The organism is Vibrio sp. H11, from assembly GCF_004804295.1.
GTDB lineage: Bacteria > Pseudomonadota > Gammaproteobacteria > Enterobacterales > Vibrionaceae > Vibrio > Vibrio ostreae.
Map to the genome: position 1 here is coordinate 34,510 of NZ_SSHN01000013.1, position 13,443 is coordinate 47,952.

Annotated in this window: 12 protein-coding genes; 10 read left to right on the top strand and 2 right to left on the bottom strand. The window is 54.7% G+C overall.

Annotated elements, in window-relative coordinates:
• Window positions 1-29: 29 nt before the first annotated feature.
• Entirely contained in the window at window positions 30-1,028 is a 999-nt protein-coding gene (locus E6C74_RS17220; RefSeq protein WP_136487288.1) for an arabinose ABC transporter substrate-binding protein, read from the bottom strand.
• A 361-nt stretch (window positions 1,029-1,389) separates the two neighbouring features.
• On the opposite strand from E6C74_RS17220, the gene E6C74_RS17225 reads away from it, so the two are divergent.
• The 6 genes from E6C74_RS17225 (at window position 1,390) to E6C74_RS17250 (ending at window position 7,767) form a co-directional block, all read left to right on the top strand.
• The gene (locus E6C74_RS17225) at window positions 1,390-3,084 is read left to right on the top strand and encodes a ribulokinase (RefSeq protein WP_136487289.1); all 1,695 of its coding nucleotides are present in this window, start codon (window positions 1,390-1,392) and stop codon (window positions 3,082-3,084) included.
• Between the two features lies 1 nt (window position 3,085).
• Window positions 3,086-3,835 (top strand): L-ribulose-5-phosphate 4-epimerase, encoded by a 750-nt coding sequence (locus E6C74_RS17230; RefSeq protein ID WP_136487290.1) that lies wholly within the window; start codon window positions 3,086-3,088, stop codon window positions 3,833-3,835.
• A 13-nt stretch (window positions 3,836-3,848) separates the two neighbouring features.
• Window positions 3,849-5,351, top strand: a complete 1,503-nt coding sequence (araA, locus tag E6C74_RS17235; protein WP_136487291.1) for an L-arabinose isomerase — start codon at window positions 3,849-3,851, stop codon at window positions 5,349-5,351.
• Between the two features lie 57 nt (window positions 5,352-5,408).
• Window positions 5,409-5,951: a hypothetical protein gene (locus tag E6C74_RS17240; protein ID WP_136487292.1), complete on the top strand. Its 543-nt coding sequence runs from the start codon at window positions 5,409-5,411 to the stop codon at window positions 5,949-5,951.
• 65 nt (window positions 5,952-6,016) lie between these two features.
• Entirely contained in the window at window positions 6,017-6,856 is an 840-nt protein-coding gene (araC, locus tag E6C74_RS17245) for an arabinose operon transcriptional regulator AraC (protein WP_136487293.1), read from the top strand.
• An 80-nt stretch (window positions 6,857-6,936) separates the two neighbouring features.
• Window positions 6,937-7,767 carry an HDOD domain-containing protein gene (locus E6C74_RS17250; RefSeq protein WP_136487294.1) on the top strand — a complete coding sequence of 277 codons (831 nt, stop codon included), beginning with the start codon at window positions 6,937-6,939 and terminating at the stop codon, window positions 7,765-7,767.
• A 9-nt stretch (window positions 7,768-7,776) separates the two neighbouring features.
• On the opposite strand, the gene E6C74_RS17255 is transcribed toward E6C74_RS17250, so the two are convergent.
• On the bottom strand, window positions 7,777-8,682 hold the full coding sequence (locus E6C74_RS17255) for a DMT family transporter (protein WP_136487295.1): 906 nt from the start codon (window positions 8,680-8,682) through the stop codon (window positions 7,777-7,779).
• 127 nt (window positions 8,683-8,809) lie between these two features.
• On the opposite strand from E6C74_RS17255, the gene rmuC reads away from it, so the two are divergent.
• The 4 genes from rmuC to ubiB are packed head-to-tail and all read left to right on the top strand — an operon-like array spanning window position 8,810 to window position 13,407.
• On the top strand, window positions 8,810-10,333 hold the full coding sequence (gene rmuC / locus E6C74_RS17260; RefSeq protein ID WP_136487296.1) for a DNA recombination protein RmuC: 1,524 nt from the start codon (window positions 8,810-8,812) through the stop codon (window positions 10,331-10,333).
• Between the two features lie 48 nt (window positions 10,334-10,381).
• Entirely contained in the window at window positions 10,382-11,161 is a 780-nt protein-coding gene (gene ubiE / locus E6C74_RS17265; protein WP_136487297.1) for a bifunctional demethylmenaquinone methyltransferase/2-methoxy-6-polyprenyl-1,4-benzoquinol methylase UbiE, read from the top strand.
• A gap of 9 nt (window positions 11,162-11,170) precedes the next feature.
• Window positions 11,171-11,776, top strand: coding sequence for an SCP2 domain-containing protein (locus E6C74_RS17270; RefSeq protein ID WP_136487298.1), 606 nt, complete (start codon window positions 11,171-11,173; stop codon window positions 11,774-11,776).
• A complete protein-coding gene (gene ubiB / locus E6C74_RS17275; protein ID WP_136487299.1) occupies window positions 11,773-13,407 on the top strand; it encodes a ubiquinone biosynthesis regulatory protein kinase UbiB in 1,635 nt (544 codons plus the stop codon). Before E6C74_RS17270 ends, ubiB begins: the two co-directional genes overlap by 4 nt.
• Window positions 13,408-13,443 lie beyond the last annotated feature (36 nt).

Sequence of the window (13,443 nt, forward strand, 5' to 3'; positions counted from 1 at the left end):
CCGAAAGGCGGTCGCCACCCTGCAGGGACTTACAGGCCTTTTTTCGCCAGTTCGTCACGGAAGTTGTCGCGCGTGATCAGGACCACATCGGTGACTTCGACGAATTTTTTCGGTTCAACACCGTCTTTGACCCACTTATACAGCGATTCAATACTTTGATAGCCGTGCACGTCCGGGCTTGGCAGCAGAGAGCCATAGAAGCCGGTCGGTTGAGATTTGGCCAGTTCGTTGACGGCATCCACACCGTTGATACCGATACCGATCACGTTGTCGGCACCAAAGCCCTGGCCTTCAGTGGCGCGAATGCCACCCAGTACTGTGTTGTCGTTCATGCCGACCACCAGCCACTGTTTCACGTCCGGGTATTGCACCAGCAGTGAGTTGGCCGCATCCAGTGCACCAGGAATGTCATTGGTTTTGGTTGGGACGCGGTAGATTTGTCCGGCCGGGAACCCAGCCGCTTTCAGTGCGGAAATCGAACCATCCACGCGGCGGCGCGCGGTATCGAGTTCATCGGCAGTAATTGCCATTACACCGGTCGTGGCGGCATCCCAGCCACGTTTGGTCATTTCGTTATACAGCTCCTGACCCTGGCGCTCACCGATGGCCGTTGCTGCCATCATCACCAGCGGCACGTCCGTCATTGGCTGGCCTTTGGCGTTAAGAAACTGGTCGTCGACCGTGACCACTTTAAGGTCATAGCTTTTCGCTTTGGCCATGATGGCCGGACCCAGTTTTGGATCCGGGGTGCAAATCACAAAACCTTTCGCGCCTTGTGCGGCCAGGGTATCGATGGCGTTAAGGGTTTTCTCGCCATCCGGCACCGCCATTTTGACCACTTCAAAACCGAGATCTTTGCCTGCTTGTTCGGCGAACGACCACTCAGTCTGGAACCAGGGTTCTTCCGGCTGTTTAACCAGATAACCAAGCCGCAATTCATCATCCGAACCGAAGAACGCATTGGCAGAAGCACTTAACAAGGTCAATCCACTGAGGACTGCGGTAGAGAGTAGGGTTTTTAGTTTCATTGTTATTCCATCCGCTGGTAGGGGTTTGTTTCGCTATCCATAGTTGAGGATTCCGCGCCAGGTTGAAGTGACCAAAATCACACCTAAAGATTGTAGCAATTTTGTCCATTTATTTAGCGGGAGGGAACATGATGCGGATCTCAGTTGCCAGCTTATGGTGCGAAATTGGCGCTCTGACAGGCTGAAAATCACGGCATTTGCGCACTATTGGTGAGCTTTTTATCGCTTGCCCTTTTTTTAAACAACAGCACGCTTTTATCTATGTGGCGTTTTTATCCATATATCTAGCGGTCGTGGTCATGGTTGCCGCAGCGTAGCGGAGTTATAACAAAATAAAAATCCCACCCTACATGGAGTTGTTATGGAGCATTTTGCTACTCAGCCTGCGTATGTCATCGGTCTTGATTTTGGCTCGGACTCGGTACGTGCCTTACTGGTTAACGCGACCAGTGGCGAAGAGGTGGCCTCCGGTGTCACTTATTATCCGCGCTGGATGCAGGGCCTGTATAACCAGCCGGAACAGTCTCAGTTTCGCCATCACCCGCGAGATTATATTGAAGCGATGACGAGCGCGGTGCAGGCAGCGTTGGCCGCTCAACCGGCCGCCGTGCGCCAGGCGGTGGTTGGTATCGGCGTGGACACCACAGGTTCCACGCCGGCGCCGATTGATGCAGATGGCAATGTGCTGGCGCTGCTGCCGGAGTTTGAGCACAACCCGCATGCGATGTTTATTTTGTGGAAAGACCACACCTCGGTGGCCAAAGCGGAGCGCATCAACCAGCTGGCACATAGCGGTGATTTTACCGATTACACCAAATACATCGGCGGCATCTACTCCTCGGAATGGTTCTGGGCCAAAGCCGCCTGGGTCAGTGAGCAGGATGCGGCGGTCGCAGCCCGGGCGCACAGCTGGGTTGAACTGTGTGACTGGATTCCTGCCTTGCTGAGCGGTAACCAGCATCCCGATACGCTGCGGCGCGGTATTTGTGCCGCCGGACACAAGGCGATGTGGCACGACAGCTGGGGCGGTCTGCCGGATCAGGCATTCTTGTCGGCGATTTCACCCACGCTGGATGGCATGCGCGCGCGCATGTTCAGTCAGGTTTATACCGCTGAGCAGCAGGCCGGGCAACTGAGTACGCAATGGGCGGAAACGCTGGGCCTGCCGGCCGGGATTGCTGTGGCCGTCGGTGAGTTTGACTGTCACATGGGCGCGGTTGGTGCCGGCGCCGGCGCGAATGACTTGGTTAAGGTGATTGGTACCTCAACCTGCGACATTTTAATGGTCGATGCCGGAGACGTTGGCGAGCGCACGATTCATGGTATCTGCGGTCAGGTCAAAGGCAGTGCACTGCCCGCGCTGATGGCACTTGAAGCCGGTCAGTCGGCCTTTGGTGACATTTATGCCTGGCTGAAACGGGTCCTGTTGTGGCCACTGCAGAGCTTCGCAGCGCAGCATCCCGGGGCGCAGCAAACCCTGGATGAACTGGAGCAAGCGCTGATCCCTATGCTGTCTGATGCGGCGGCGCAGTATCAGTTTAATCCGCATTCACCACTGGCAATGGACTGGCACAACGGTCGCCGCACGCCTTATGCCAACCAGCGCCTCAAAGGTGCGCTGGCTGACCTTAATCTTGGCTCGGAAGCGCCGGCTTTGTTCGCGGCGCTGGTGGAGTCCACCGCGCACGGTGCCAAAGCCATCGTGGATTGTTTTGTCGATCAGGGCGTAGACGTGGCGCGGGTGATTGCCATTGGCGGTATCTCGCAAAAATCACCCTATGTGATGCAGATGTGTGCCGATGTGATCGGACGTGAGATTGCTGTGGTGCGTTCAGAGCAGTGCTGCGCGCTGGGGGCGGCGATATTTGCGGCGGTCGCGGCCGGGGTATACGCCGATGCGCAGCAGGCGCAACAGGTCATGGCGAGCCCAATCAGTGCCGTGTATCAGCCGGACCCTGAGTTGCAGGCGCTGCGCGCCCGTCGTTATCAGGGCTATCGTCAGTTAGGTCAGCACCTGGAGCAGCTGGCGGAATTTCATCAAGCGCAGGAGCAATAACATGACTCAACAGGCAACTCTCAATCCGGTGCGCCCGCAGGCTGAGCGTCTGCGTAAGCTGCGCCACGAGGTGTGGCAGGCCAATCTGGATCTGCAGCGCCACAATCTGGTGACATTCACCTGGGGCAATGTGTCCGCGATTGACCGCGAATCCGGCTTGGTGGTGATTAAGCCGAGCGGTGTGGCGTATGAAGATCTCAGCGCTGACAACATGGTGGTGGTCAACCTGGCTGGTGACATTGTTGAGGGAGAATTGAATCCGTCTTCCGACACGGCGACGCATCTGGTGCTGTACCGCACCTATGCACACATCGGCGGTGTGGTGCACACCCATTCACCGCATGCCACGGCCTGGGCTCAGGCAGGTAAGGCCATTCCGGCGCTGGGCACCACGCATGCGGATTACTTCTACGGCAGTATTCCCTGTACCCGCGCGCTGTCGAACGCAGAAATCGCCAGCGATTACGAACTCAATACCGGTCTGGTGATGGTGGAAACCCTGGCAGACCAGGATCCGATGGCGACACCGGGCATGATCGTCAAAGAACATGGCCCGTTCAGTTGGGGCAAAGATGCCCACCAGGCGGTGCATAACGCCGTGGTGATGGAAGTGGTGGCGTCGATGGCGCTGCAGACACTGCAGATCAATCCGGCGGTGGAATACATCAATCAGGCATTGCTCGACAAACATTACCTCCGCAAACACGGCGCCAATGCCTATTACGGCCAGGCCGACAGTCATAAAAAATAAGCAGGGAAATAGAATGAAAGTATTTAACGATAAGCAAGTATGGTTTGTAACCGGCTCTCAGCATCTGTATGGCCCGAAAGTTTTGCAGCAAGTGGCCCAGGACAGCGCTCACATCGTGGCAGGGCTCAACGAGTCTGCGGCGATTTCGGTGCCTATGGTAGATAAAGGTACGGTGAAAACGCCGGACGAAATCCTCGCCGTGTGCCGCGCAGCCAATAACGATCCGGACTGTCTTGGCCTGGTGCTGTGGATGCATACCTTCTCACCGGCCAAAATGTGGATTGCCGGCCTGAGCCAGCTCAACAAGCCGTTTTTACACCTGCATACCCAGTTCAATGCCGCGTTGCCGTGGGATTCGATCGATATGAACTTCATGAACCTTAACCAGAGTGCACATGGTTGTCGAGAGTTCGGTTTCATCGGTACCCGGATGGATATTGACCGTAAAGTCGTGGTTGGTCACTGGCAGAATCCGCAGGTGCATGAGCAGATTGATGACTGGTGCCGCGCGGCGGTAGGTATCGCGGTCGGTCAAAGCCTGAAAGTGGCGCGTTTTGGTGATAATATGCGTCAGGTGGCAGTAACGGAAGGCAATAAGGTTTCGGCGCAGATTAAGTTTGGCTATGAAGTCAACGCTTACGGCCTGGGCGAACTGACCGAGGTTGTCGATGCCGTCTCCGAGGCGGATGTGGCCCGTATGCTGGACGAATACGCGTCGAGCTATGCGATGGATGCGGCGCTGATCAATGACAGTGACCTGCGTAAGATTATGCAGCGTGAGGCCCGGCTGGAAATCGGCATGGAACGCTTCCTCACTTCCGTTGGCGCCAGTGCATTCACCAATACGTTCGAGAACCTGACCGGACTGGGATCGCTGCCGGGCCTGGCGACACAGCGCCTGATGGCGAAAGGCTTCGGTTACGGTGGCGAAGGCGACTGGAAAACGTCGGCCATGGTGCACATCATGAAGCAGATGGGTAAAGGCCGCCGTGGCGGCACTTCCTTTATGGAAGATTACACTTACCACTTTGGCGCGACCGATCAGGTGCTGGGCGCGCATATGCTGGAGGTGTGTCCGAGCATTGCCGCGGCGAAGCCTAAGCTGGAAATCCATCCGCACACCATCGGCCTGCGTTGTGATGTACCGCGCTTGTTGTTCAGTGGTGAGCAGGGACCTGCGCTCAATGTGTCGGTGATTGACCTCGGTAACCGCTTCCGCATGCTGGTCAACTGTCTCAACACGGTTGCGCCGCCACAAAGCCTGCCGCATCTGCCGGTCGCGCATGCCCTGTGGCAGCCTCTGCCGGATCTGCAAACCGCGGCGGCGGCCTGGATCCATGGCGGCGGCGCGCACCACAGTGCTTACAGCCAGGCAGTCAGCGTCGAGATGCTGAGCGACTACGCCGATATGCTGGGCATGGAAATGGTGCTTATCGACCAGCAGACCAATCTGCGTCAATTCAAGTCGGAGCTCAAAATGCAAAGTGTGTACTATCGCTTGGCTTCCGGCGTTTAAGTCGTCTGTCCCCTTTGCGTGCAGAGGGGACGCACAAGCACAAAGAGGTAATGCATAGTGAGCGTAGACGAGTCTTGTCGCGAACCCAGCTTTGATATTCATCATCAGTTGTGGACCCTGAGGGTGTCGACAGCCCGTCCGACAGAGTTTCAGCTCTATCACGCCGGGCAGATGCTCTATCAGGGACGACTGGAATTGACCAATAATGGTGAGCAGCTCGATCTGTCGGCGGCGGAGTGGAAATTTCGTCATCGTGCGGAGCGTATCGAGCAGTGGTGCCAGTGGCATCACAGTGACCGTTTGTCACTCAACATGAATTACTTCTTTCATCAGCAATCGGAGCAGCCAGCGGTGGTGATTGAGTATCTGGCGCGTAACAGCATTCCGACTCGGCTTGATATCCGCCATGTCATCCAGCCTGTCACTGCGCAGCCTTCGCCAATCACGGCGGCCAGCCGTGAGTTACCGGCGCCGTCTTCCCAGCACTGGCAGCGTGCGCGGCATGGCCTGCCGAGTGATTTTATTCGTCAGGCGGCCAAAACCGATCTGTTTCGTGAAGCATTTTCTGCCACCCAGTGGATCGTATTGGAAAAAGTGTGAACTCAAAAATCGCCAAGCTAACAGGCAGCCCCTACACTAGGGAAAAATTCAGCGACTGTTGGTCTATGCAAACAACCGATCCTCTCAAACCTGGCTACAATTTCGATGCACACCTGGTGGCCGGGCTGACGCCGATCATTGAAGGCGATGAACTGGATTACACCATAGATCGTCCCGGCGGTATGAAGGGTTACATTATTAACATCACCAGCAAAGGCGAAGGCACAATCTTTTGCGGTGAACAGATGTTTCACGTGAAACCGGGCGATCTGCTGCTGTTTCCACCCAGCGCTAACCATTTCTATCATCGTAAAACCGACAGTGCATCCTGGTTCCATCGCTGGGTTTATTTCCGTCCGCGTGCGTTCTGGAATGACTGGTTGAGCTGGCAGGAAGAGCGTAACGGCGTGTTCCTGACTCAGGGGCTGGACGCGCAGACGATAGAGCATATCGAAAACCTGTTTGTCGATATTGAATATACCGCCAAGTCGGATATGCCGTATCGCGATGATTTGGCGATTAACCTGCTGGAGCAACTGCTGATCCGCTGTAAAACCGTGCAGCCGGATGTGGTGAGTAAACCGCTTGATCCGCGCATTATCCAGGCGATTAACTATATGACCCAGAACCTCAACCAGGATTTTACTCTGGAGGAGATCGCGGCCCACACCTGTTTGTCACCGTCCCGGCTTGGCCATCTGTTTCGTGATGAAATGAAGATGACCATAACCCAGTGGCGCGATGATCAGCGCATCAGCCGAGCCAAACAACTGTTAGTGACGACTCACTATTCAGTCAATCACATTGGCCGGATCGTCGGTTATTCCGATCCGCTCTATTTTTCACGGGTGTTCAAGCGTAAAGCTGGGGTCAGTCCGAAAATGTACCGCGAGCAAATTACCTGATAAATCTCTCATTATTGCCCTGCTGCCGCGCCGAAATCTGTCCTATAGTATTGCTGTTGGCTGCCACAAGGAGTGCAAGCATGAATCAAGAAGCCCTGATCTCCCGCCTCAATGAATTGCCCCGTATCGAGAGCATCCAGCAGGAACTGCTCAATATGGTTCATCGTGACAATGTCGATTTCAGTGATTTATCGCGCAAGATGTCGATGGATCAGGTACTCAGCGCCCGGGTGCTGCGGATGGCCAATTCGGCCCAGTTTGGCAACGCCGCAAGCAAAGGGGTATCGACCATCAGCGATGCCATTGTCCGCGTCGGCAGTGGTGCGGTGCGCACCCTGATCTCTTCTTCTGTGGTGTCAGGGGTGTTTCCGGCGCTGAAAACACTCAATATCAAAGACTACTGGTCGCATACATTTGAAATAGCCATGATCGCCAGCAAGCTGGCCAAACCGCTCAAACTGGATTCGAATGAGGCCTTTACCACCGGCGTTTTGCATAATATCGGTGAGCTGATGATTCACGCGCTGGAACCGACCAAGGCTGAACAGATTGAACAGCGAGTCCGTCAGGGGGAAAAAGCCAGTGAGGTGCAGCAGGAGTTGCTAGGGGTTGATGCACAACAGCTGGGGGCTCAGCTGGCGAAAGCGTGGAATTTTCCGCCCGAGATGGCGGATGCCATCGAGCATGTCAATCACCCTGGTCAGGCGGAGCAATCGAAACGTCTGGCGTGTGTGCTTTATCTGGCGCGCGATGTCCATCGCCGCTGGGATTCACTGTTTGATGCGCAGGAAAAACAGGCTTTTCTTGAGCGTCATCCGGCGGTGAAAGCACTTAAGCTTGACCCGCAGTACTATGTCGTCATCGATCAGGTGCGCGGTCAGGGCGCTGAACTGGCCCATCAGTTGTTCTAGGCTTTTGTTCTAGGCTTTTTCTGCCGCCAGTTTACTGCGTTTACGTTTGAACTGCTGAATAACCAGGCCGGTGATGATCAGGACCAGCCCGATCAGTGTGGTCGGGTGAATCTGTTCGTCGATGATGGTGGCGAGTAAAATCAGGGATACAAACGGCGAGACAAAAATCAGGTTGCTGATGCGGGCGGTATTATGGGTGTTTTTCAGTGCGCTCAGCCACAGCACAAAGGTAATGCCCATTTCAAACAGGCCGACGTAAGTGACCGCTGCCCAGCCGCTGGCGGTGATGGCGTTCCAGGCGGCGCCTTCATACAGGCTGATCGCAATCGCAAACGGGATGGCGATAACAAAGCCGAGCAGGACGCCGACCACAGGGTCCGCCTTGTTTTTGGTATTCAGAATCCAGTAGCCGGCCCACAGCAAGGTCGAGATCAGGGCCAGTCCGACGCCGAGCGGACTGTCAAACTGCAGACCCAGTACATCGCCTTTAGTGGCGATCACCACCACGCCGAAATAACTCAGTACGCAGGCAATCCAGTCCTGAACACGGATTTTCTGGCCGAGAAACAGCGCCGCCATCAAGGTCAGGGTGATGGCCCAGCTGTAGTTGATCGCCTGAGCCTGAGAGGCCGGCAGCAGGTCGTAGGCTTTGAACAGAATCAGATAGTAAGCGAGCGGGTTGATCAGGCCAAGCAGCAGGTAATAACCGGGGTTAGCAATCAGAGTCGGGACGATCAGCTGGCGTTTACCCTGCCAGCAGCAGATGGCGAGCAGCGCCAGAGCCGAGACGATACAGGCCACGGTCAGCATCTGGATTGGCGTGAACTGGGCCAGGGTCAGCTTAAACGCGGTGGCGACGGTAGACCAGAGTAATACTGCACTCAGCCCTAATCCCAGGGCACGACCTTCATTCATACAAGTTTCCATTCCATGTTTGCTTAGTCGCTAGTCTAAGCGCGGAATAATGTGCCGACAAACTGGACATTTATCCAGTATCGAAATACTCTTTTTGTCAACAACCCAAAGTAAGTAAACCGTTATTATGCAATGGATTATCGACAACCTGGAAGCCTGTCTGGCCGCACTGGGCGCCGCTGCCGTGTCTGGTCTGGCCGTCGGCTGGTGGGTCAAACAAAAATATCAGGTTCAGGCCCAGTTGCTGCAACAGCAACTGAGCAGCGAAGCGCGCTGGCATGAGCAGCAAATCACCCAGTTGCAACAATCACTCAGCAGTGCCCAGCAGGAGCTGGAACAGCTCGATCAGGAGCGTGATAAAGCGGAATTCGAATTGCGCCAGTCACACGGCAAAATGATGGCTGTGCTGGAAAAATTGCGTTATTTCGAGGCGATTAAACAGGAACGGCAGCAATACAGCGATGAGCTGGGCCGGCTGCGGGAAGAAAAAGCGCAGCTTGAAGTGCAACTGCATGAACAACAGGCCCGTCATCAGCAGCAACTGGAATCGAGCCAGGAAAAACTGCAGCTGCTGGAGCGCGCCGAAGAGCGCCTCAAGCAGCAGTTTGAACAGCTGGCCAATCAGGTGTTTGAAGCCAAAACCGCCAAGGTGGATCAGCAGAACCGTCAGAGCCTGGATGGTTTGTTGTCACCACTGCGTGAGCAGCTGGACGGCTTTAAGCGCCAGGTTAATGACAGTTTTAACCAGGAAGCGAAAGAGCGCCATACGCTGGTGCATGAACTGCGTAATCTGCAGCGCCTCAATGAACAGATGGCCAAAGAAGCGCTCAACCTGACGCAGGCGCTGAAAGGTGATAATAAACAGCAGGGTAGCTGGGGCGAGGTGGTGCTGGCGCGGGTACTGGCGGAGTCCGGCCTGCGTGAAGGGCACGAATACCAGACCCAGGTCAGCCTGCAAAACGAGGCGGGTAGACGCTATCAGCCGGATGTGATTGTCCATCTGCCGCATGACAAACAGGTGGTGATTGACTCGAAAATGGCGCTGGTGGCTTACGAGCGTTACTTCCATGCCGAGACGGACGCGGAGCGCGATGTGGCGCTGCGCGATCACCTGCTGGCGCTGCGCAGTCACATCAAAGGGCTGGGGCAGAAGGATTATCATCAGCTCAAAGGCATTCAGAGCCTGGATTACGTATTAATGTTTATTCCGGTTGAGCCGGCGTTCCAGGTTGCGATTCAGGCTGACCCGAGTCTGGTCAAAGATGCGATGGAGCACAACATTATTCTGGTCAGCCCGACCACCTTGCTGGTGGCGCTGCGCACGATCGATAACCTGTGGCGTAACGACCGCCAGAACCAGAACGCCAAGCTCATTGCCGAGCGGGCCAGCCGCCTGTACGACAAGCTGCGTCTGTTTGTCGATGATATGGAAGGGCTGGGCGGTGCGTTGGATAAAGCCAACCAGAGTTATCAGGGCGCAATGAACAAACTGGCCAGTGGTCGTGGTAATGCGATTCGTCAGGCGGAGGGGTTTAAACAGCTCGGGGTGGAAGTCAAACGTTCTATCGGCCAGCAGTGGGTCGAAAAGGCTCAGCATGAAACAGATTTCGGGTTAGAAGAAAGACATCAAGCTGAGGATAAAGTAAACTAATCGCCGCAGTTGCAGTTTAGTCGTGAACACGGCTCAAGAGGAAACACAATGACGGATACCAGAGTGCAAACCAATACAGCAGAGAATCAAGAAACCACCCATTTCGGTTTTGAGACAGTAAAGACCGCGGAGAAAGCGACCAAAGTGGCCCAGGTATTCCACTCAGTGGCAGCCAAATACGACATGATGAATGACATGATGTCGGGGGGGATTCACCGTCTGTGGAAGCGCTTTACCATCGATTGTTCCGGCGCGCGTCCGGGGCAGCGTATTCTGGATCTGGGCGGTGGTACCGGTGACCTGACCGCAAAATTTTCCCGTATCGTGGGCGAACAAGGTCATGTGATCCTGGCCGATATCAACAACTCGATGCTCAATGTCGGCCGCGATAAGCTGCGTGACCGCGGTATTGTCGGCAACGTACATTATGTGCAGGCCAATGCAGAAGAACTGCCGTTTCCAGACAACTATTTTGACTGTATCACCATCAGTTTTTGTCTGCGTAACGTGACTGACAAAGACAAAGCGTTGCGTTCTATGTACCGCGTACTCAAGCCGGGCGGTCGTCTGCTGGTACTGGAGTTCTCCAAACCTCTGCTCGATCCGCTGTCGAAAGTGTATGATGCTTATTCATTCCACATTCTGCCGAAGATGGGCCAGTTGATCGCTAACGACGCCGATAGCTACCGTTATCTGGCGGAGTCGATTCGTATGCACCCGGATCAGGAAACCCTGAAAGGAATGATGGAAGAGGCCGGTTTCGATAATGCCAGCTATTACAACCTGACTGGCGGGATTGTGGCTCTGCACCGCGGTTACAAATTCTAAGGACCGCTTATGCCGTTTGAACCTTTAGTTACGGCGGTGATCGAATCATCGCTTAATACTCTGATTCATGATGATCCTGAACTCGAACGCCGCCTTGCCCGCCTTAAGGGGCAGGTGATCCAGGTTCATCTCAAAGAACTGAATAAGACCCTGACCTTTATCTTCAGCCAGCAGATTGATGTGCTGGCTAACTATGAAGGTGAGCCGGACTGCTATCTGTCGCTCCACCTCTCGGTATTGCCTGAACTGCGTGAGCAGGCCAACATTACCCGTTTGATTAAACAGGACAAACTGGTGCTGGAAGGCGACATTCAGCTGGCGCAGAAATTCTCCCAACTGATGACCGACTGTAAGCCGGATCTTGAAGAATGGCTGTCACGTGTCACCGGTGATGTGGTTGCCCACGGTCTGGTGCAAGGGGTGAAAAATGTCGGCGCTGCATTGCATGCCCGGATCAGCAAACATCAGAATCACCTCGGCCAGGTGCTGACCGAAGAGTGGCGTGTCGCTCCGGCTGCGCTCGAGATCGCCCATTTCTGCGATCAGGTTGATGATGTCAAAAGTCAGGCTGCGCGCGTTGAAGCCCGTTTAGCCAAGTTGTTGGAACGAGTATGACCCTGGCCGAAGTAAAGCGTTTATACCGGATTATCAAAGTCCAGCTTGAGTATGGTCTGGACGAGTTCCTGCCTGATCATCAGTTGGCTCGGGTGCCACGTCTGGCGCGTAAATCGATGTTCTGGATTCGTAACCAGCATGCGGATAAACCACTGGGTGAACGGCTGCGTCTCGCGCTGCAGGCGCTCGGACCGGTGTGGATCAAGTTCGGTCAGATGATGTCGACCCGACGTGACCTGTTCCCGCCGCATATTGCCGATCAGCTGGCCCTGTTGCAGGATAAAGTCGCGCCGTTTGATGGTGCACTGGCCAAGCAGCAGATGGAGAAAGCCCTCGGCGGGCCGCTGGAAACCTGGTTTGATGAGTTTGATATTGAACCGCTCGCCTCGGCCTCGATTGCCCAGGTACACACTGCCAAGCTCAAGTCCAATGGCCGCGAAGTGGTGCTCAAAGTGATTCGTCCGGATATTCGTCCGGTTATCTATGCCGATCTGAAACTGATGTACCGTCTGGCGCGTATTCTGGCCCGGGTTACACCGGAGGCTCGTCGTCTTAAGCCGGTAGAAGTGGTGCGTGAGTACGAAAAAACGCTGCTCGATGAACTGGACCTGCGCCGTGAAGCCGCCAATGCCATCCAGCTGCGGCGTAACTTCGAAGGCAGTGATGAACTGTACGTGCCGGAAATTATTACTGAGCTCAGTAATAAAACTGTCATGGTTTCTGAGCGAATATACGGCATCCAGGTTTCAGACGTTAACCGTCTGCAGGCCAATGGCACCAATATGAAACTGTTGGCTGAGCGTGGTGTAACGGTGTTTTTCACCCAGGTTTTCCGCGACAGTTTTTTCCATGCCGATATGCATCCGGGCAATGTGTTTGTCAGCCCTGAGCATCCGGACAATCCGATGTGGATTGGTCTTGATTGCGGTATTGTCGGCACCTTGAATGCCGAAGATAAGCGCTATCTGGCCGAAAACTTCCTGGCGTTTTTCAACCGCGACTACCGTAAAGTTGCTCAGTTGCATGTTGACTCCGGTTGGGTTCCGCAGGATACCAATATCGATGAATTCGAAGTGGCGATTCGCATTGTGTGCGAACCGATTTTTGCCAAACCGCTGTGCGATATTTCGTTTGGCCATGTATTGCTGAATCTGTTCAACACTGCGCGTCGCTTCAATATGGAAGTGCAGCCGCAGCTGGTACTGCTCCAGAAAACGCTGCTCTACGTAGAAGGTTTAGGGCGTCAGTTGTATCCGCAACTCGACCTGTGGCAAACCGCCAAGCCGTTTCTGGAAAAATGGATGATGAACCAGGTCGGCCCGCAAGCGGTGGTGAATGCCATCAAAGAAAAAGCGCCGTTCTGGGCAGAAAAACTGCCTGAGTTGCCTGAGTTACTGTATGACAGTCTCAAGCAGGGCAAAAATTTGAATACCCGCATGGAGCAGTTTTACCAGGGCTACCGTGACAGTAAGCGCCAGCAGGCGACGGGTAAGTTTTTATTTGGTGTTGGCGCCACTTTAGTCGTATGCTCGGCAATATTGCTGTCCAGCCACTACGAGCAATGGGCGGCAGGCGGTGCGATTGCCGGCGTCGCATTTTGGCTGTTGAGTTGGCGAGCTTATCGTCAGTAGACGTTAATCTCTTGAAATATTTGTGTAACTAATAAC

Bases quoted from the DNA above. Each gene is read 5' to 3' on its own strand.
- E6C74_RS17250 (WP_136487294.1), top strand. From the start codon at position 6,937: ATGAATCAAGAAGCCCTGATCTCCCGCCTCAATGAATTGCCCCGTATC.
- araC (WP_136487293.1), top strand. From the start codon at position 6,017: ATGCAAACAACCGATCCTCTCAAACCTGGCTACAATTTCGATGCACAC.
- E6C74_RS17270 (WP_136487298.1), top strand. From the start codon at position 11,171: ATGCCGTTTGAACCTTTAGTTACGGCGGTGATCGAATCATCGCTTAAT.
- E6C74_RS17220 (WP_136487288.1), bottom strand. From the start codon at position 1,028: ATGAAACTAAAAACCCTACTCTCTACCGCAGTCCTCAGTGGATTGACC.
- E6C74_RS17225 (WP_136487289.1), top strand. From the start codon at position 1,390: ATGGAGCATTTTGCTACTCAGCCTGCGTATGTCATCGGTCTTGATTTT.
- araA (WP_136487291.1), top strand. From the start codon at position 3,849: ATGAAAGTATTTAACGATAAGCAAGTATGGTTTGTAACCGGCTCTCAG.
- E6C74_RS17255 (WP_136487295.1), bottom strand. From the start codon at position 8,682: ATGAATGAAGGTCGTGCCCTGGGATTAGGGCTGAGTGCAGTATTACTC.
- ubiE (WP_136487297.1), top strand. From the start codon at position 10,382: ATGACGGATACCAGAGTGCAAACCAATACAGCAGAGAATCAAGAAACC.
- ubiB (WP_136487299.1), top strand. From the start codon at position 11,773: ATGACCCTGGCCGAAGTAAAGCGTTTATACCGGATTATCAAAGTCCAG.
- E6C74_RS17230 (WP_136487290.1), top strand. From the start codon at position 3,086: ATGACTCAACAGGCAACTCTCAATCCGGTGCGCCCGCAGGCTGAGCGT.
- rmuC (WP_136487296.1), top strand. From the start codon at position 8,810: ATGCAATGGATTATCGACAACCTGGAAGCCTGTCTGGCCGCACTGGGC.